Origin of the sequence: Skermanella aerolata KACC 11604, from assembly GCF_000936425.1 — a bacterium.
Taxonomy (GTDB): domain Bacteria; phylum Pseudomonadota; class Alphaproteobacteria; order Azospirillales; family Azospirillaceae; genus Skermanella; species Skermanella aerolata.
Window position 1 is genome coordinate 18,730 of record NZ_AVFK01000002.1, and the last position, 19,075, is coordinate 37,804.

19 protein-coding genes are annotated in these 19,075 nt (G+C 63.2%); 11 read left to right on the forward strand and 8 right to left on the reverse strand.

The features are described 5' to 3' along the window. The first annotated feature begins 1 nt into the window (after nucleotide 1). The 6 genes from crcB (at nucleotide 2) to N826_RS03120 (ending at nucleotide 3,700) form a co-directional block, all read left to right on the forward strand. Entirely contained in the window at nucleotides 2–394 is a 393-nt protein-coding gene (crcB, locus tag N826_RS03095) for a fluoride efflux transporter CrcB (RefSeq protein ID WP_044425944.1), read from the forward strand. Beyond that, on the forward strand, nucleotides 391–1,380 hold the full coding sequence (locus tag N826_RS03100) for an RluA family pseudouridine synthase (RefSeq protein WP_044425945.1): 990 nt from the start codon (nucleotides 391–393) through the stop codon (nucleotides 1,378–1,380). Before crcB ends, N826_RS03100 begins: the two co-directional genes overlap by 4 nt. A 133-nt stretch (nucleotides 1,381–1,513) precedes the next feature. Continuing rightward, the gene (locus N826_RS03105) at nucleotides 1,514–2,185 is read left to right on the forward strand and encodes an HAD-IA family hydrolase (protein WP_044425946.1); all 672 of its coding nucleotides are present in this window, start codon (nucleotides 1,514–1,516) and stop codon (nucleotides 2,183–2,185) included. A 71-nt stretch (nucleotides 2,186–2,256) separates the two neighbouring features. Further along, nucleotides 2,257–2,952: an ATP12 family chaperone protein gene (locus N826_RS03110; protein ID WP_044425947.1), complete on the forward strand. Its 696-nt coding sequence runs from the start codon at nucleotides 2,257–2,259 to the stop codon at nucleotides 2,950–2,952. Between the two features lie 47 nt (nucleotides 2,953–2,999). Next, a complete protein-coding gene (locus tag N826_RS03115) occupies nucleotides 3,000–3,302 on the forward strand; it encodes an SCP2 sterol-binding domain-containing protein (protein WP_044425948.1) in 303 nt (100 codons plus the stop codon). Nucleotides 3,303–3,469: 167 nt separating this feature from the next. Next, nucleotides 3,470–3,700, forward strand: coding sequence for a hypothetical protein (locus N826_RS03120; RefSeq protein ID WP_044425949.1), 231 nt, complete (start codon nucleotides 3,470–3,472; stop codon nucleotides 3,698–3,700). 29 nt (nucleotides 3,701–3,729) lie between these two features. Here N826_RS03120 and N826_RS39625 read toward each other — a convergent pair whose 3' ends face one another. Then, nucleotides 3,730–7,302 carry a PAS domain S-box protein gene (locus N826_RS39625; RefSeq protein ID WP_169789279.1) on the reverse strand — a complete coding sequence of 1,191 codons (3,573 nt, stop codon included), beginning with the start codon at nucleotides 7,300–7,302 and terminating at the stop codon, nucleotides 3,730–3,732. A gap of 224 nt (nucleotides 7,303–7,526) precedes the next feature. Here N826_RS39625 and N826_RS03130 point away from each other — a divergent pair, with 224 nt between their 5' ends. Continuing rightward, the gene (locus N826_RS03130) at nucleotides 7,527–9,434 is read left to right on the forward strand and encodes a glycosyltransferase 61 family protein (protein WP_084720450.1); all 1,908 of its coding nucleotides are present in this window, start codon (nucleotides 7,527–7,529) and stop codon (nucleotides 9,432–9,434) included. A gap of 21 nt (nucleotides 9,435–9,455) precedes the next feature. Here the strand turns inward: N826_RS03130 and N826_RS42790 are convergent, their stop codons facing one another. The 4 genes from N826_RS42790 to N826_RS03145 all read right to left on the reverse strand — a co-directional run bounded on the left by N826_RS42790 (nucleotide 9,456) and on the right by N826_RS03145 (nucleotide 12,216). Then, entirely contained in the window at nucleotides 9,456–9,623 is a 168-nt protein-coding gene (locus N826_RS42790; protein ID WP_157599316.1) for a hypothetical protein, read from the reverse strand. A 58-nt stretch (nucleotides 9,624–9,681) separates the two neighbouring features. Next, nucleotides 9,682–10,566, reverse strand: a complete 885-nt coding sequence (locus N826_RS03135) for a YihY/virulence factor BrkB family protein (protein ID WP_044425951.1) — start codon at nucleotides 10,564–10,566, stop codon at nucleotides 9,682–9,684. Between the two features lie 136 nt (nucleotides 10,567–10,702). Beyond that, entirely contained in the window at nucleotides 10,703–11,779 is a 1,077-nt protein-coding gene (locus N826_RS03140) for a YsnF/AvaK domain-containing protein (protein WP_052830790.1), read from the reverse strand. Nucleotides 11,780–11,787: 8 nt separating this feature from the next. Further along, entirely contained in the window at nucleotides 11,788–12,216 is a 429-nt protein-coding gene (locus N826_RS03145; RefSeq protein WP_044425952.1) for a YsnF/AvaK domain-containing protein, read from the reverse strand. 65 nt (nucleotides 12,217–12,281) lie between these two features. Between N826_RS03145 and N826_RS42795 the strand changes: the two genes are divergently transcribed. Next, on the forward strand, nucleotides 12,282–12,440 hold the full coding sequence (locus tag N826_RS42795) for a hypothetical protein (protein WP_157599317.1): 159 nt from the start codon (nucleotides 12,282–12,284) through the stop codon (nucleotides 12,438–12,440). A gap of 422 nt (nucleotides 12,441–12,862) precedes the next feature. Here N826_RS42795 and N826_RS03150 read toward each other — a convergent pair whose 3' ends face one another. Continuing rightward, nucleotides 12,863–13,138, reverse strand: coding sequence for an HU family DNA-binding protein (locus tag N826_RS03150; RefSeq protein ID WP_044425953.1), 276 nt, complete (start codon nucleotides 13,136–13,138; stop codon nucleotides 12,863–12,865). A 402-nt stretch (nucleotides 13,139–13,540) separates the two neighbouring features. Between N826_RS03150 and N826_RS03155 the strand changes: the two genes are divergently transcribed. Continuing rightward, entirely contained in the window at nucleotides 13,541–13,732 is a 192-nt protein-coding gene (locus N826_RS03155) for a hypothetical protein (RefSeq protein ID WP_044425954.1), read from the forward strand. A gap of 44 nt (nucleotides 13,733–13,776) precedes the next feature. On the opposite strand, the gene N826_RS03160 is transcribed toward N826_RS03155, so the two are convergent. Then, complete coding sequence (locus N826_RS03160; RefSeq protein WP_244619436.1) at nucleotides 13,777–15,039, reverse strand: lactonase family protein; 1,263 nt, start codon at nucleotides 15,037–15,039, stop codon at nucleotides 13,777–13,779. Nucleotides 15,040–15,570: 531 nt separating this feature from the next. Here N826_RS03160 and N826_RS03165 point away from each other — a divergent pair. Next, nucleotides 15,571–15,786 carry a hypothetical protein gene (locus N826_RS03165; protein ID WP_044425955.1) on the forward strand — a complete coding sequence of 72 codons (216 nt, stop codon included), beginning with the start codon at nucleotides 15,571–15,573 and terminating at the stop codon, nucleotides 15,784–15,786. Between the two features lie 216 nt (nucleotides 15,787–16,002). Here N826_RS03165 and N826_RS39630 read toward each other — a convergent pair whose 3' ends face one another. Further along, a complete protein-coding gene (locus N826_RS39630; protein ID WP_052830791.1) occupies nucleotides 16,003–17,016 on the reverse strand; it encodes a glycosyltransferase family 2 protein in 1,014 nt (337 codons plus the stop codon). 448 nt (nucleotides 17,017–17,464) lie between these two features. On the opposite strand from N826_RS39630, the gene N826_RS03175 reads away from it, so the two are divergent. Beyond that, nucleotides 17,465–19,060 (forward strand): GMC oxidoreductase, encoded by a 1,596-nt coding sequence (locus N826_RS03175; protein WP_044425956.1) that lies wholly within the window; start codon nucleotides 17,465–17,467, stop codon nucleotides 19,058–19,060. Nucleotides 19,061–19,075: the final 15 nt, after the last annotated feature.

Consider the following 19,075-nt stretch of genomic DNA (forward strand, 5'->3'; position numbering starts at 1 on the left):
CATGACTTTCTCCCCCGCCATGCTGCTCGCGGTCGCCGCTGGCGGTGCTGCCGGATCCGTTGCGCGTTTCGTCACGATGGCCGTCGTCGGTCAGTGGTTCGGAACGGCATTCCCCTATGGTACGCTGGCGGTCAACGTGATCGGCTCGCTGGCGATGGGAATATTGGTCGAGTGGTGGATGCTCGCATGGACGCCCGCGCCGGAGGTCAGGGCGCTTCTGGCGGTCGGCGTGCTCGGCGGCTTCACGACCTTTTCCACCTTCTCGCTGGACCTCGTCGTCCTGATGCAGCGGGGCGAAATGGTATCGGCGGCGCTCTATATGGTGGTTTCCGTTGTTTTTTCGGTCGGCGCGTTGTTCGCCGGCCTTTTTCTGGTCAGGGGCATTGTCGGGTGAGCGAGGTCGAAACGAGGACGATCATGGCGGAGGAGTCGGAAATCCGGCTGGACCGCTGGTTCAAGCGCCATTTTCCGCAGGTCAATCATGGCTGGCTGGAAAAGCTGCTGCGGACCGGGCAGATCCGCGTGGACGGCAAGCGCGTCAAGGCCAACGTCAGGCTTGAAACCGGCCAAACCGTCCGCATCCCGCCGCTGGGCGACCAGGAGGCGGTTCCGGCATCCGGCGGTCCGCCGAAACCCAAGGTCAGCCGCAAGGACGCCGCCGAGATCCAGGCCCGCGTGCTCTACAAGGACGGCGACGTCCTGGTGATCGACAAGCCCGCCGGTCTGGCCGTACAGGGCGGCACCGCGACGCCGAAGCATCTGGACGCGATGCTCGACGCGCTGATGTTCGAAAAGGACGAGCGGCCGAAGCTGGTCCACCGGCTGGACAAGGATACCAGCGGCGTGCTGGTGCTCGCCCGCACGGCCTTCGCCGCGACCAAGCTGGCGGCAGCCTTCCGGGGCAAGGATGCGCGGAAATACTACTGGGCGGTTACCGTGGGCGTGCCCCGGCCGTTCCAGGGCAAGGTCGATGCGGCCCTCGCCAAGGAGCCGACCGGACGGGGCGAGCGGGTCGCCGTGGACGACGAGGATGGCAAGCGCGCGGTCAGCCTTTATCAGGTGGTCGAGCACGCCAACAAGAAGGTCGCCTTCGTGGCGCTGTGGCCGCTGACCGGCCGGACCCACCAGCTTCGCGTCCATATGGAAGCGATCGGCACGCCGATCCTGGGTGACGGCAAGTATGGCGGGCCGGAGGCTTTCCTGGCGGGCACGGGACTCCCCAACCAGCTTCACCTTCATGCCCGCCGGCTGATCATGCCCCATCCGCGCGGCGGCCGGATCGACGTGACGGCACCACTGCCGCCGCACATGGTCACGACCTGGACCTACTTCAGCTTCGACAAGGAGAACGACGGCGACCCGTTCGCCGCTGTCGAGTAAGGGGAGCGGGGAACTACCCGGGCGCCGGGCTTTCCACTGCCCATAATCGCCGCCGTCTGCTATGAAACGCCCGCTCAAGAGGCCGGGGCCGAACCCCGGCCGCCGAAAAACAGGCGCAAAAAGCAGGGTTGCCATGACCAAACCCCTGAGACTGGCTCTATTCGACTGTGATGGCACCCTGGTTGACAGCCAGTACGCGATCGTCGCCGCCATGAACACGGCATTCGTCGGCCTCGGATTGCCGATGCCGAACCCTGCGGCAGTACGCCGCGTCGTAGGCTTGCCGCTGGTGCGGGCGGTGGCCATGCTGCTGCCGGACGATCCGGGGCGCCTGCATGCCGCCGTCGCCGACAAGTACCGGCTGGCCTTCGCCGATGCCCGAAACCGGGGCGTCAACGAGGAACCGCTGTTCCCCGGCATGCGCGAGGCGCTGGAAGCGCTGGAGGATGCCGGCCTGCTGCTCGGCGTCGCCACCGGCAAGTCGCGGCGCGGGCTGGTCGCTACGCTGGACGCCCATGGATTGCTCGACCGCTTCTGTACCTTGCAGACATCGGATACCGGGCCGGGCAAGCCGCACCCGGACATGGTTTTTCGCGCGCTGGCGGAAACCGGGGCGGACGCGTCCGGCACCGTCGTCATCGGCGACACCAGCTTCGATATGCTGATGGCAGGCAGTGCCCGGACGGGTGCGGTCGGCGTCGCCTGGGGCTACCATGAGGTGGAGGAGTTGACGGGCGCGGGCGCACAGCGCATTTGCCTGACGACGGACCAGGTGCCGGGTGCCGTGTTGGAACTGTTGGCTTGAATTGCCGGTACCCGGAGCTGCCGGGACGAAGTTGCAGGACGCCGCGAACCGTAACGGATGATGTGTGAAAGATGAAGAGGTTCTACAAACTGGTCACGGTGGCTGAAGTCGATGACGGCCATGTCGTCCACTTGGACGGCAAGCCGGTCAGGACCCCCGCCAAGGCGCATTTCGTCATGCGCAACCGCGCCCTGATGGAGGCGGTTGCCGAGGAATGGGATGCGCAGGTAGAAGACATCCGGCCGCATGCCATGCCGGTCACCCAGCTTGCCAGCACGGCGATCGACCGGATCCCTGCCCAGCGCGAAGAAATCGTCCGTGCCGTCGCCGCCTATGCCGAAACGGACCTGCTGTGCTACCGCACCGACCATCCGGTCGAGTTGGCCGAGCGGCAGCGACGGGTGTGGCAGCCGCTGTTGGATTGGGCGGAAATTCGCTATGGCGCCGCTCTGGAAGTGCATATCGGCATCATGCCGAAACCGCAGCCGCCGGAGGCCATCGCGCGTCTCGCCGAGGTGGTCGAGTCGCTGGACAACCTGACGCTGGCCGGCGTTCAGAACGCCACGTCGGAACTCGGCTCCCTCGTCCTGGCGCTCGCGCTGCTGGAAAAGCGAATCTCCGCCGAGGAAGCTTTCGCCGCGTCGCAGGTGGACGAGACGTTCCAGATCGAGCAATGGGGCGAGGACGCGGAGGCGACTGCGCGCCGCGCCGTTCTCAGGGCGGATATCCAGGCGACCGGCCGATATCTGGACCTCGTCCGGGGTTGAATGGTATCCAGTCCGATCGGTTCCTCTTCCCTATATCCACGGCGGCGATGACACTCGATCAGATTGAAGCCAAAATGCGGGGGCGGCTTGCCCAATTCCGTGCGTTCAATGCGGTGGCCAGATTCGACTTCGGCAAGGACGGGCTCTTGCGGCTGGACGCCACGAGAAGCCCGGCCAGCTTGTCGCGCGACGATGGCGAAGCAGTCTGCACCATCCGCATGAGCCTGGACAATTTCGACAAGATGCTCGAAGGCGTGCTCAACCCGACGCTGGCCTTCGCGACCGGGAAACTCAAGGTCCAAGGCTCGATGGGCTCCGCCTTGAAGCTTGCAGCACTTCTGGAAGAATAATCGGGCGAACAGGAAGCAAGATATTCCGGTCCAAGATATTCCGGTCTGGGCTTTCCGTTACTGGATTTCCGGCCCGATCGAACGACATTACCGGCAAAGCTGTTATAATTAACCTTAACGTAATTCCGAACCGCCAAGATCCGGCGGAGTGCGTTTGGAGGTTTGGCATGCCGGTCACGGTTGGGCAGTGCTTCGTCAAGGCGGGGGCCTCTTACCCCGATATCTGGCAGGTCGTCAGCATAGTCCAGCCTCCGGGCTTTCCAGTCCATGCGCGGCTGGTGCGGATCGACAATCCGGACGATTGCAAGACGCTGTCGCTGACCACCTTGTCGGACCGGCGGCAATTCCTTCCCCATGGCGGCCGGGAGATCCTGCGCCGCCGTTTCGCGATGCTGTGACTACAGGCGGGTGTCCCGGTACTGCCGTGCTAATCGATCGGCTCCAGCGCCGCTAGGGTGGCACTTAGCGTCGTCTCCAGCGATGCGATCAAGGCATTCGACCGGTCGCGGGGCAGGGTGGTGTCTTCCAGCATATGTGCGATGGCCTGGACCCTGGTGGCGCCGAAGCTGGCTGCGATGCCTTTCAGCGTATGCGCGGCGCGCCGTGCCGTCGCAGCGTCGCCGGCATCGAGCGCGGCGCGCAGGGCGCCTAGTTCCTCCCTCGCACTTTCGGGAAACATGTCGATCATCATGTCGTAGCTGTCGCCCACGGCGGCGTGCAGCTCGTCAAGCCGGTCGGTATCGAGCAGGGGCAGCTGGATCAGCAAGTCCCCGTCGCGCTCGCCATCCATGCCTTCCTCGGATGATTTCCGGCAGGCGCTCTCCTCTGCGGGCGTGTCTTCCGGCAAGGTTTCCGCACCGGTCAGCCGCGTGATCGCTTCGGCCAGCATTTTCCAGTCGATGGGCTTGGTGAAGTACCCGTCCAAGCCGGCTTCCAGATGCCGCTCGCGATGGTTGGAGATGGCGTCGGCGGTCAAGGCCAATATGGGAACCCGTCCCGCCACCCCCGGCAGGCGCCTTATCTCCCGGGTTGCCGTGGCCCCGTCCATGACGGGCATCTGCATGTCCATCAGGATCAGGTCGAAACCGCCGCCTTTCGCGGCTTCGACGGCTTCCTTGCCGTTGTGTACCGGTTCCGTCACGTGGCCAAGACGTTCAAGCATCTTCATGACCAGCATGCGGTTGACCTCGTTGTCTTCGGCCAGAAGGATTTTTGCCCCCTGCGCGGAACGAGGGGCGGCATCCGGTGCGGTCCAGTCGGCTGGCGGCGGCAGGGAGTCGGTCCGTCCGCGTTCCAGCAGAACGCTGAAGAAGAAAATCGAACCGCATCCCCATTCGCTGCGCACGTCGATCGACCCGCCCATCGCCTCGACCAGTTGCCGGCAGATCGCCAGTCCAAGCCCGGTTCCGCCGAAGCGCCGAGTCGTCGTGGTATCGGCTTGCACGAACGGTTCGAACAGCCGTGCGCACTCCTCGTCCTTGAGACCCAACCCGGTATCGGTCACTTCGAACCGGAGCAGGTACTGGGTAGAGTCCGGCGAGGGCTCGACCGTCGTCAGCCGGACTTCGACCTCGCCGTTCTGCGTGAACTTGATCGCGTTGCTGACGAGGTTGAACAGAACTTGCCGCAATCGCGTCGGGTCGCCGCACAGGACTTCCGGCGCGTCAGCCGGGATGGTGGCCGTCAGCGCTATTCCCTTGTCGGCCGCATGTCCCAGGAACAACTGTACGACATCTTCGACGACCCGCCGCAGATCGAAGTCGATCGTTTCGATCTGAAGCTGTCCGGCCTCGATCTTCGAGAAGTCGAGAACGTCGTTAAGCAGCGTCAGCAAGGTCTTGGCCGAGCTGCCCAGCGTCCGGACATAGTGGCGCTGCTCATCCGAAAGCGGCGTGCCGACCAGCAGATCGACCATCCCGAGCACGCCGGTCATGGGGGTTCGCAGCTCGTGGCTCATCATCGCCAGGAACTGGGACTTGCCGCGGCTGGCCTGCTCCGCGACGCGGCGTGCCGCGTCCAGGTCGACCGCCAGCGTGCGCAGTTCCGCCGCCTGTGCGGTCAGGCGGTCGCTGGCTTCCCGCAGGTCCTGTTCGTACCGCACCCGCTCGGTGATCTCACGCGACGACGCTAGAATGCTGGCGCCGGTGCCGGTGCTTCCGCCGGTCGTCGCTTCGATCCGGGCCGCCATGCTCTCGAACCACAGCCAGCGGCCGTCCCGGTGGCGAAGCCGGAATTTCGCGAGACGGGGATGTCCCTCCAGTACCTCGTTGCGCCGCGCTTCCAGCGTCGCGCGGTCGTCCGGGTGGACGAAGTCGGTCAGCCGGCGGCCCGTCAGCTCGCCGGGTGCATGCCCAAGCTGCGACATGCAGGACGGCGAGATATAGAGGATGGCAGTGTCGGGAGCATGCAATGAAATGATGTCGGTCGCGTTGTCCGCCAGCAGGCGAAACCGCTGTTCGCTGTCGCGCAATTCCCGTTCCGTCTGTTTACGGTCGGTGATGTCGCGCAAGATGCCGGTGAACAGCGTTTCGCCGCCGCTCACCTTGCTGATGGCAAGGTCCAGGTCGACCAGAGTGCCGTCGGCACGTTTGCCGCAAACTTCCCGGCCGATGCCGATGATCCGGTTGATGCCAGTCCTTCTATTGGTATCGATGAAACCCTGGTGACGTTTCGCCATGTCTTCGGGCATCAGCATCTCGATGCTCCGCCCGATCACGTCACGAGCGGCATAACCGAAGATCCTTTCGGCCGCCTTGTTGAAGTCGCGGATCAGGCCGGCTTCGTCGATCGTCAGGATCGCATCGGCCGCGGTATCCAGGATCACCTTCAGGCGGCGCTCGCTTTCTCGGATCTTCGCTTCCTGTTCGCGCAGGCGGGTTATGTCGGTCTGGATACAGACGATACTGCCGTCTTTCGTCCGGCGCTCGGCGACGCTCAGATGTCTTCCATTGGCAAGACGCAGTTCGATGGGGTTCTCGGGTGGATGACGGTGGCTGTTCATCCGGTCCGAGATCCATCGTTCCGGATCCCTGGCGGCGTCGGCATCGACAATCTGGCGGCTTGCCACGCCGGCTCGCAGGATCTGCTCGAACGTCACGCCAAGCGGCGATGCGAAGGACGCCAGCTGTGGCGTATCGACGACGAAGTTCTGGTTGTAGAGCGACAACCTGTCTTCCGGGTCATAAAGCGCGAAGCCTTCGGATATGCTGTCGATGGCTTCGCGAAGGCTTTGCCGCGCGGTCCGCAGTCCTTCTTCGGCCCGGCGCTGATCCGTTATGTCGGTGCCGACGCTCTGGTAACCGATAATCCTGCCGGCAGGGTCCGACAGTGCGACGTTGCGCCAGCGAATCCAGCGCAGTTCTCCGGCATTGTTGATCAAAGCGTTCTCGTTGGAGAACCCGGTCGGATTCGATCCATCCTGAGTCCGGTTCCGCTGGAACAGCCTCAGGACCCTGTCCCGGTCCAGATCCGGCAGCGACTGGGCGAAGCGGGTGCCGATCAGCTCATGGGCGGGCCGGCCCATGGCGCGCGCATAGGCGACGTTGACATAGGTCAGGGTGGTATCAGGCAGGAACCGTGAGATCAGGTCCTGCTGCTGGTCCAGCACGCCGCGGTAGAGTTCATGGGTGCGCAGCAGATCCTGTTCCGCCCGCTTTTGCTCCGTCACATCGGTGACGGTTCCCATCAGGCGGACGATCCGGCCCATGGTGTCGAACAGCGGCACCAGAGCCACGCGCAGCCAGCGGTGAGTATCCCGCAGGTCCAGTTCGTGCTCGTATTCCAGCGTTCCACGCAGCCGGACGCAGTTCCTGCACCGCTGTTCCAGCGCCGCCGCCTGCGCCGGACTCAGGACTTCCGCCGGAGTCCTGCCGAGCACCGCCGATGTGAACAGCCCGGTGATTTCTTCCAGACGGCCGTTGATGGCCACGTAATGGAACAGGTCGTCGCCGAGTACGTCCATCGCGAACGTTGGAACGCCGATGGTCTGGATTATCCTCAACAGATCGTCCTGGGAACAGGTCGCCAGCATCTTTCTCGTTGATCTTCTTCGATTTGCTCGCAGGGAGGATGGTGCATCCGGGGCGGCCGGGACGCCGCGGCGACAGTTTAGAGCGCCGCATATTGCCAACTGATGTATAACGAAGGGAATATTGTAGTTTTTGATACGATGCCGCTTAGCTTTTCGCCATCCGTCATCCCGATATTCAGACTGAAAGGTACAGGGTGGCCGCTGGAAATCACGACGGGGTGACCGGGTCGGGCGGCATCGGCGCAGCCGAACTCTTCGAGCGCGCCAAGGCCTATCTGCTGGAGCGCGACACGGCGGCGGCGGACCGGCTGATCCGCCAAGCCCGCCTTCAGGTGCCGAACGATCCGGCCATGGCGTATCTGCATGGCCTTTGCCATACCATGGCAGGCGCTCCGGCCGATGCGGCAGAGGCATTCGAAACATCGCTCCGGCTCGATCCGGGCAACGGCGGTACCGCCCTTCTGCTCGGCCGCGCCCTACGCCAGTCAGGTAGACCGGCCGATGCGGCGCGGGTCGTCGCCGACCTGATCCGGCGCCATGCCGGGTCCCCCGGCCTGCTGAACGAAGTGGCGGCCGACCTGCTGGAGCAAGGGGACGAACCGGCTGCGGCATCCCTGCTCGAGCAGGCGCTGGCTCTGGCGCCCGACGATCCCGGCACCCTCCATAACATGGGAGTCGCCTGTGCCCGCCTGGGCAGCCTGGAACGGGCGGAGAAGATGCTGCGGCGGGCGCTGGACCGCCAGCCGGCCGGCTCTCCCGCAGCCTGTGCGTCGCTCGCGGCGCTGGCGGGAGTGCTGGCGACACGGGGTTTCCCCGACGAGGCGCTGGAGATCGCCCGGACCTTGATCGGCCAGGACCGGGAACCGGTGCATGCCTGGACGGTGATCGGCACGGCGGCGGCACGGCGGCGACAGTGTGGGGACGCGGTCGCCGCCTTCCTGGAGGCGGAACTTCTGGAACCGGACAATCCGAACGTGCTGTCCAATCTGGCAACCGCGCTCGACGATGCCGGCCGGACGGAGGAGGCGACCGTACGCTGGGATCGGCTCGCCCGGCAGGGGCATGCCGAAGCGGGAGCCAGGATCCGGCTGCGCGCCGGGGCACCCGGACCGGGCGAGGCGATCCGCCGGCTGTTCCCGCTGACCGGTTCGCTGCCGGAAGGCGGCCGAGCGATCGAACTGGCGGAGGTCGATCTCTGCGTCGATCAGTGGCACTTGATCGACGGCGACAGGATGGCGCTAGACCTCGTCTTCACGCCTCCGCTCGGCAAGGACAACTTCGTCTTGGTGCCGGGCAAGGGCGTGGCGCTGGTTCGGGACGACCTGCCGCGCCGCCGGGTCGACCGGCCGGTCGAGTTCCTGGGCGGAACCGGCAACTATTATCACTGGATGCTCGATACGCTGCCTCGGCTGGTCGCCATCGACGATGGGGAGCGGCTGCCGCTGCTGGTCAACCGTGACCTGTCGGCGTTTCATCACCGCACATTGGACCTGATGGGCGTCGATCCCCCCCGGCTTATGACGTCGGCCGGCACTCCGGCCCTGGTGCGGTTCGCCAAGCTGAGGATCTCCGGTCTGGTGCCGCGTTCACGGCGGCCGGATGGGCAGATGGACTGGATGCTCCCATCGGTGAGTGCCGATGCGGCTAGGACGGTGCGGGAGCGCTTGACCCGCGGCCTGCCGCGGAATCGGGGCGGCGGACCGCGCCGCATCCTGATCTCCCGGCAGGGATCGCTGTTCCGCCGTTGCGAGAACGAGGCCGCAGTTGCCGCGATAGCGGCGCGCCACGGCTTCGTTCCGGTCAGGCTCGAAGAGCTTTCATTCGACGCTCAAGCCGAACTCTTCGGCGGAGCGGAGATCGTCATGGGCGTTCATGGTGCGGGTTTCACCAACATGCTGTTCGCTCCGCCGGAAGCGCTCCTGATCGAACTGCACCCCGCCGGGCATCTTCCGGTCTTCTATCGTCACCTGACCGGCCTGATGGGGCAGAGGCACAGGGCGATCCCCGGAACGATCACGCAATCCCTGTTTCCATCGCTGGAATACAACTGGAACTTCCGGGTCGATCCGGCCGACGTGGATTTGTGCCTGGCCGAGCTGTGAAGGTCCGATCCCTCATCTCCGTCAGTGATGCTGGCCGATCGACGCGACCATCAGGAACACGATCACGGCGCCGAAGACCATCCAGCCGACACGCGTCAACCGGCGCCGGACGGCGGGGAACAGGATCGCCAATACGGCCAGGATCAGCAGTGTCTTGAAGAGCATGGGGCGGATTGATGCACCCGCCATCGGACCGCTGCAAGTTCTTTACGGTCTTCCGATCTATCTGCCCCTCGACGGCAGCCCTTCATCTTGCCGCCACCTCGGCCGCCCGCTTGATCCCGCGCCGCGCGCGGCTGCCGTGGGTAACCGAAAAAGCCCGCGTGATCTCGGCGCCGAACAGGAAGATCTGGGACGAATAGTAGACCCACATCAGCACGATCACCAGGGCGCCGGCGGCGCCATAGGCGGAAGCGACGTTGCTGCTGCCGAGATAGAGGCTGATTAGCAGCTTGCCGATCGAGAACATCACGGCGGTGATGAAAGATCCGAACCAGACGTCCCGCCATGGAATGCTGACATCGGGCAGGAGCTTATAGATGATGGCGAACAGGGTCGTGATAACCGCAAGCGAGATCAGCAGGTTGACGATCTGCATGATGACGTCCAGGCCGGGCATGATCCCCGCAAGATAGCCGCTGAGCGCCGTCAGGCCGGCACTGACGACCAGCGACACCAGGAGCAGGAAACCGATCGCGCCGATCAGCGACAGGCTGAGCAGCCTTACCCGGACGAGCCAGACGATGCCGGGCTCCTTGGGAGGCTCGGTCTTCCAGATCACGTTGAGCGATGCCTGCAGTTCGGCGAAGACGGTGGTCGCGCCGACGATCAGGGTGACGACGGCGACCACGGTCGCGATCGTGCCGGAAACCGGCTGGCCCGCGCTGGCGATCATCGCTTGAAGAGCCGCGGCGCCTTCGCGCCCCATCATTCCTTCCAGCTGGCCCATCAGCGCGCCCTGTGCGGCTTCCGCGCCGAACACCAGACCCGCGACCGCGATGATCAGGAGCAGCATCGGCGCCATCGAGAACAGGGTGTAGAAGGCGATGGCGGCGCCCATGCTGGCGGCCCTGTCATCCAGCCATCCGTTGAAAGCGGTCACTAGGATCCGCCATACCTTGGCAAACGGCATGTCCAGCCTCGTTGCATATGGTGAATCAGATGTTTGCAACGGATCAGCCACGAAAAAGTCCCCGGAGACGAGGTAAGTCGTCTCCGGGGGAATCGATCAGGCGTTGTTCTTCAAGCGTCAGGCTTCAAGCGTCGTTTCAGATGTCGCGCTTCGGCGTCACCGTGGCGTCGCCGTCGAGGTCGCGGTCGACCGTGCGGTCGACACCGGTGCGCGCGGCACCTGCCCGCTGGGTCCCGGTGGTGTTCTCGACATCGACTTCGGTACGGCGGACGGTGTCCGAGATATTCTCGGTCCGCTCGGTGACGTCCTTGCTGACCACCACTTCCTCGACGACCCGGGCTGTCTTAGCGACGACGGCCTCTTCATCCGTCTCGGTCAGTTCGATCGTCCGCTCCCGGAAAGCATCCCCGGTGACGTCGGCGTCCCGGTTCACCGCACGGCGTTCGACGGTGATGGTTTCGTCACGAAGGCGCACGCTCTCCTCGACCGGGGTCTCGACGACGTAGCTACGTACCCGCACGCCGCCGCGCTCGACTTCGCGCTTACCGACGGAAAGCTGCTCTTCGACGATCGGGATCACCGTTTCGTCGCCACCGTGGGTGTGGCCGGTGCCGATGCCCGTACCGCCGGTCAAGGTCGCGGAGGTATCGACATCGGTTCGGTCGGTGCGCATCGTCGAGGTTTCGTTGGTGCTGCGCATAGAGCCCGCGGCTTCCGTCAGACCGGTTCCTGCGTAGGGGCCGGCCGACTCGTCGTACTTGCTCCAGCCTTCGGTCCGCCACTGCGAACCGCGCTCGTCGATGTCGACCGGGCGGTAGTTGCTCATGATTTCCAGACCGCGGTCGACGTTGTCGTCGGCCAAGCGGGCGATCACCAAGCTGCCGCCGCGGCGCACGCCTTCGGCATAAACATGCGAGTCGTCTTCCGGAACGCCGGCGCGGCGAAGCCGGCCCATGATGCCGTCGGACACCGCCGAAGAAGAGGTGGCAGTGCCTGTCTCGGGGATGGCGCCCAGCGGAGTTCCGACCACGCCGGGAGCACCTGCCGCCAACGACGAGTCCGTCACTTCCGTTCCGCTCCAGGCGGTGCGGTCGGTGCCGATGGAACTGTTGTCGACGATTTCAGTATCGGTGAAACCGGCGGACGACAATTCGGTGTTGACGGTTTCGGCGTCCGAAGCACTGTCGTAAAGGGCGACAACTGTCTTAGTCATATCTTCTATCATCCTTCTTGGGGAGTTTCTGTCCGGTCGAGGTCCGAAGCGGCATCACGCCGCTCGACGACGACCTCCTGCGACCGAAGTGTTACGTTCTGGCGGAACTGGGTGACGACCCTGCGGCGATGCACATGGATTTCCTCGACCAGGAACAGCCGCTTTTCGACAACCAGCCGTTCCTCGACGACCGGTATGATCATCGTATCGCCATCGTTCCGGACATCCGGTGCCGTATCGATTGCTTTGCCGACAGCGATTCGCTCGACCTCGACTTCTATCGATTCTAGCGGCTGCTCGATCAGTTCGGTCCGCTCGCGCGCTATCGTACGAACACTGACGCGATCACCTTCCACACGCCGTTTGCCGACTTCGATTTCTTCTTCGATAACCGGAACGCTAATATTTTCGATCTGGTCTTCCGGTATGCCGGCCATGGTGCGGGTCCGATCAGAACAGATAAAGCAGGGCAAGGATTATCAGCACCACGACGACGGCGGGAATGATCCAGCGCGCCGGCGATGCCGCGGTGGCGGCGCTTGCCGTACGGTTAGCATCTCCAGCCGTGGTGGTCCCGGTCTTCAACGGCGAGGCGCCGACTGGCGAGGCGCTTGTTGACGATGTGGTGGAAGCGGTCGTGGTATCCCCGTCGGTTGAATAAACACCGATCTTGTCCGGGTTGCTACCACGTGACGAGGTATCGTTTGTATTCGTCACAGGGGCGATCCTCTCGTGATTGTCCGACATATCGTGCAAACACAACAGGCCGTATCTCAAAACATCACGGAGACTTAATGGAGACTTTTGCTACCGATAGATCGGGTAATGACTGCCGGACACTTCCGTCAGGTATATGAATGCGAACGGCCCGGAGAAGCTTCCGCTTCTCCGGGCCGTTCGATGGATCTGCTATTCGGTTGGCCTTCGTTTCCCGATCATCCTCTCCCCTTCTGGAAGGAGCGGGACTAAAGGGCCGGGAAGAGAACCGGCGCCGCGTTCATAGGGCGGCGCCAATCCGACGCCCGCGCCGGAGACTGCCCTCCGGCGCGAAACAGGGGCGTTCCTGAAAGCGCTTGGCGGCGGTCAGCCGTTGAGCGTGTCCTTCAGGCCTTTGGCCGCCGAAAACTTCGCCTGCTTCGACGCGGCGATGGTGATCTTCTCACCGCTCTGGGGATTGCGTCCCTCACGGGCTGCACGATCAGCCACGCTGAAGCTGCCAAAGTTCGGGACCTTGACCTCGTCGCCAGCCGCCAAAGCCTGGGCGATGACGGTGAATGCGGCATCTACCGCCTTGCCGGCATCTGCCTTCGTCTGCCCGGTCTGGTCGGCCACGGCGGCCACGAGTTCGGCTCGATTCATGGTGCTCCTCGATAATCACTGGTTTCGGATCTTGCAAAACGCTGGGCGTCTATAGGCCACGAACACTAAGAGGTAGTGAACAAGAGCTTCTGTCCAGCGCTTTCCCGCAGATCTTCACTCTTCAGGCGGAGTTGTCACAAGCCTGCACCACCTCTGCCCCCCTTTAGGGGTGAAAACGGCATGGCTGCTGGTGTCGGGGCAGGATAGCGATCCGAAATCAAGCGGCAATGTTCAGCTTAAGCGGATTGTCGGACCCATCTGCCGCAAGGCCGTAAGGTGGTATTGGACGCTTCAGACGGAAGTGTGCTTTTCTACCTCGAACCCACTCCGGAACCGTCGAGCGGGAATTCCAGAGTCAAGGACTGCCAAGGTTGTGGACTGCCAGGTTTAGGGATCGTGGACATGGGTGATGAGAGTGCCGGCAGCGCGGACGTTCTTCCGGTCGATACCGGCGACGGCATTTCCACGCCCGCGGACGTGGTAACCAACGGACCGGATATAACAGCCGTCATCGACCAGGTATCGGCATTGCGAAGCGAGATCGACAGGCTGATCGGCTTGGTCAATTCGGCATTGACGAAGGTCGAGGAGTGACGGCGGCGCTGCCGTCACTCCTTCCGTTTCCCCGTGTCGCGGGGTCAGACCGTGAGCGAGTTCCGGAAGACGATGCAGACGGGGCTTCCGGTATGGGCGACGGTGCCGAACGGCGCCAGCTTGCCGCTGTTCTCGTCGATCCGGAATCCCACGATCGTGTCCGTGGCCTCGTTGGCGGCATACAGGAACTTGCCTGACGGATCGAGCGTGAAGAAGCGGGGCATCTTTCCGCGTGTCGACTCCCAGCCGACCGAACTCAGCAGGCCGGTCGTCTGGTCGATCGCGAAGATGGCGATCTGGTTATGGCCGCGGTTGGAAGCATAGAGGAACTTGCCGGCCGGGGTGATCCCGATGCCCGCCGCTCGGTTCTCTCCGGTGAAGGAGGCCGGCAGGGTCGTCATGATCTGCTTGGGCTCGAGCGAGCCGGTGACACGGTCGTAGTCGTAGGCCGTGACAGTCGAGTCCAGTTCGTTGATGACATAGGCGAACCCGGCGGTCGGATGGAAGACCACGTGACGCGGTCCCGAACCGGATCTGGTCGCGATCGACGGCGGGTCGTTGGGAACCAGCGTGCCCTGATCGGGATCGAGCTTGAAGACGAAGACCCGGTCCAGTCCCTTGTCCGGCACCACCAGATGACTCTGTTCCGGATCGTAGGGAATGTTATGGGGATGGGACGACGCCTGTTCGACCTTGTGGGGGCCGGGTGTCCCGGGCAGTTGCACGAGACCGCTGATTTCACTCAGCCTGCCGTCGCTGTCGATCGGCAGCGTCGCCAGCGACCCCGTGGCGTAATTGGCGACCATCAGGTAGCTGTTGGTCGGGTCCACGGTCAGGTGGACCGGGTTCTTCCCGCCGCAGGATTGCCGGTTCAGGAAGGTGATCTCGCCGGAATACTCATCGGTGCTGAAGGCGCTGACTTCGTTGCCGTCGCCGTGAACCGAGTACAGGTAGCGCTGCTTGGTATCGAACGCGAGATAAGACGGATTGACAAGGTCCTTCAGCAGCTGGATATGGGTCCATCCGCCCGTGGCCGGGTCCACCCGGTAAACGTTGATCCCTTCGCCCCGGGCATTGCGCTCCTTGGTCGTGCGGGAACCGACATAGGCGAGCAGCGCTCCCGGCTCGACACCCGGTGCCGGGACCGTCGCTTCCTCCTCCGGCATGGACTGCTCGGGGATGGCAGCGGCCCGCGCCGCCTGATTCAGGCCGCCCAATGCCGCGAGAGCGAACCCGGCGACGCCCTTGAGGCAGGCGCGGCGTGTCGGTTCGGGTGATGCGTTGTCGATGACAGGCAGCTTGGTCATGGCGTTTCATCCTGGGACGTTCGCTCGAGAAGTGCATTCCCGGCTGATTGAAACACCGAAGCGGATATGCCGTTCGGCGTATTTTCGATTTACGAAGAGCATAGTCCCGTCTTCCGTCCTCGCGATAGATATGCAAAAGCGTAGATAGACCCATACGTCCGCTAGCCGAGTTTAAACTAAAAAATTTGTACAATAAACCTATTCAACGACGGCATTCACATTATCTATTGACTCGATAGAGAATGCGCGGGATGATCGCCTTGGTTCCGACGGACCCGCGGGCATTTGATTGGTTCAGCTTGCGCCGCGTCAACAAACGCTAAAGCACCGCAATGAACATTGCGGTCGAACTTCAAGGAACCTGATCATGGCATCGAATATTCTGGCCAAAGACGCCGATTGTTTCTCCCGCTTCAAGGATTCGGGCTTCATGCGGATGTGTTGTCGCTGATCGCGACGACCGTCCCCGCCTGAAATCACGATCTGGATACGCACCTGCTTGCGGTATCCGTCGAAGCGAAAGTACGCACCATGTCTTCAGCACATGCCTATGCCATTGAAGTCCAGGGGAATTCCGCTGGCATCGTAGTCGCCAACGCAAACCACTTCATCTTCTATGCGGCCGACTGGGCCTTCGGCACTCTCGACCGCAAGACTTTCCGGAGCCCGGCCCACGCCGAACGCGCAGCCCGCGACGTTCTTCTGCGCCGCACCGGTGAGCCGCCCGCCCGGCCTCTGCTGAGCTGACAAATCGCGAGATACGGAGGAAAACATGTCCGACCTTCAGGAGATCGCACGGAACCTCTCGCTTTATTCGGCAGGGATCGGCGCGCTTTGTCTGGCCTACATGCTGATGGTTCAGGCGTTCTGACGCGGTTTTCGACGCGCCGGCCCTGAAAGCCGACGGCCCGCTCCCGTTCCGGAGCGGGCCGTTTGCGTTTCTGCCCGGCGGGCGGCGTCTTGTCAGCCGGTGTGCTGGTCGCCTTCGCTTCCGGCTGCCAGTCCGATGGGATCGGCGGCCGACTTCCGAAGGCTGGATATGCGTCGTATTATGGCGCGCAGTACCCTGCGGCCGAAGCGATGGGACGTCGCCAACGGCTGGAGAAGTGCCGCGAGGGCGCCGGTGCCCAGCGCGCTGATCAGGCGTCGCTCGGCGAAGTGGATGCTGGTGTTGCGATAATACTGGCTTCCCCGGCCTGCGATGCTGTCGCGCAGCCGTTCGAAAGCGGGACGCGCCGCAAGTTCCGCAAGATACTGCTCCAGTTCCAGATCGCCGCCGGACTGCCAAGCGTGGTTGCGCGCCTCGATGAAGGAGAACAGGTGGCGCTGCTGGGCGGACCGATGCGCTGTGACGCTCTGGCCATGGATACGGTAGAGCGTGAGCACGTCCGGCAATGTCCGGAGCGAGCCCCGACAGGCGAGCCGGCTCAGCAGTTCGATGTCCTCGGCGCCGTCGAACCGGGGATCGTATCCTCCGACCGCCAGCGCATCGTCGCGCCGGTACATCACGGTAGGGCCGAGGATGTAGATCACTTTTCCGGAGCGGCGCAGTTCCCGGTATTCGGCTTCGTTCACCGGTCCCAGCTGGGCGCCGCGCAGCATACGGCCCTGCCGGTTGATCAGGTGCGCCCGCCCGCCCCAGCAGATTACTTCCGGATGGCGTTCGGCCGCCTTGATCTGAGTCTCCAGCCGGTCGGGAGCCGCCACGTCGTCGGCATCGAGCCGTGCGATCCAGGGGAACTTCGCTGCCCTGAGGCCGACGTTGCAGTTCCTGCTGACGCCACCATGCTGGTTCACGATGAGACGGATCCTGCCGTCCCGGCGCGCTAGGTCCCTCACGATTTTCTGTGTGGCATCCGACGATCCGTCGTCGCATACCAGCAGCTCGAAATGCGGATAGGTCTGCGAAATTAGGCTGCCGACCGCTTCATGAATGAATGCGGCCGAATTGTAGGACGGCATGACGATGCTGATCATGAGCTCTGATCTTTTTTCCAGGCGAATATACTGTCGCGCCGATCGGTGTCGCGGTCAAATGGCAAGCTGTTCTAAGCCAAACGAATTCCAAAATCATCACCAATGATACAACGGTACTCAGCAGATTTAAATTTAATATACTTTTATCCATTTCATAAAATAGTGGTTTTGACTTGGATCAACGAAACGTTGTTTCTTGATATAAAGCGGTGACTTAAAGGGTTATTCTCTGTGATATTTGATGGCCAGATTTGTTATTGCATCGGTATTCTTGAAAGAGTGTAGGCTGCGTTGTTCTCGCCAAAGGCAGCCAGTGCCGAATGAATGAGTGCCGATGACCATGGCTAACTCGAAAGAGAGATTGGCCGTAGTCTGGAACCGAATACTTTAGGCGGAGGCTCAGCTCAATCTTCCTGTTGCTGATTTCACGGACTGGACTGCCCGTCATATGTTCATCGATCTGCGCAGTGTCCCGGATGAGACTGTCATCGATACGGATGTGTGTATCGTCGGGGGAGGGGCGGCCGGCATAACCCTGGCGATGGAACTGCTGGGGCAGGGCCATCGGACATGCCTGCTGGAAAGCGGCGGACTGGACTTCGATGACGATGTGCAGGCTCTGAACGATGGCGACTGTATCAGCGAACAGAAGATTGACCTCCTTTGGAGCCGGCTGCGCTATTTCGGCGGCACCACCGGCCACTGGGGCGGCAACTGCGCACCGCTCGATCCGCAGGATTTCGAGGAGCGGCCCTGGATTCCGGACAGCGGATGGCCGTTCGGCATCGCAGAGATGGAACCGTATTATCCGCGGGCATACCGGTACTGCGAATTGCCGGTTCCGAACTTTTCAGCCGATTACTGGGCTGAGCAATCCGAATCCTTCAGGAACCGCCGGCTGTCCCTGAAAGGCGATCCGATCAGCGAAAAGATCTTCCTGAAAAGCCCGCCGACGCGGTTCGGCGAGGTTTACCGCGCCGGTCTGGTGACGGCCGGCAACCTGTGCCAGGTCTACCTGAACGCCAATGTGGTGGAGATCGAGGCAGACGCCGAAGCGAAGCAGGCCTTATCGCTCAGGACCGGCGGGATCGACGGAAAGACCCATCGTTTCCGCGCCCGGATCTTCGTCCTGGCCGCCGGACTGGAAAACGCGCGCCTGCTGCTGCTGTCGGACCGGGTGCGCCCCCAGGGGCTGGGCAACGATCACGACACCGTCGGACGCTACTTCATGGCCCACACGACGCTCCGCACCGGCCTCGCCATGCTGTCGATCCCGGAGGGTACCGCCAGCTACTATGCGACGCTGGGCTGGGAGCAGCGCTTCCAGAGCGAGGTCAACCCCTTCATCGACGCCCTCCAGCCGAGCAGGGAAGCCCAGGAGCGCGAGGGCATCCTGAACACCGTCGTCTTCTTCGAGGAATCATACGAAGGGGAGCGCACGCCTGGCTTCATCGCCATGCGTCGGATCGCCAAGCAGATCGTCTATGGACGTGTGCCGGACAATCTGGCCCACGACCTCGGTACGGTGATCGGAGACCTGGACCAGGTGATCAAGGCGCTCTACGCCCGCAGCTTCGGCGACAAATCCTATAAGATCCTCCAGACCCGCTTCTTCTCCGAACAGGCCCCCAACCGCGACAGCCGGGTCATGCTGGGGACGGATCTCGACGCGCTGGGCCAACGGAAGCTGACGCTGGACTGGCGCCTGGGCGACCTGGACAAGCGCACGATCCTGCGCACGCAGAAACTGCTGGCCGAGCAGTTCGGAGCGCTCGGCATCGGCCGCCTGCGCATCGATTTCCAGTCCGAGGACGAGCCTTGGCCCAGGGGTGTCGATTCCTCGGCCCATTTCATGGGTTCCACCCGCATGAGCCGCGATCCGCGGCGCGGCGTGGTGGACGAGAACTGCCGTGTCCACGGCATCGAGAACCTTTATGTCGCAGGCGGTTCCGTCTTCCCGACATCCGGCGCCACCATGCTCACCGTCAACATCGTGGCACTGGCCGTCCGTCTGGCCGACCACCTGCGCGGCAAGTTGATCTGAGTAAGGGGAAGGGAG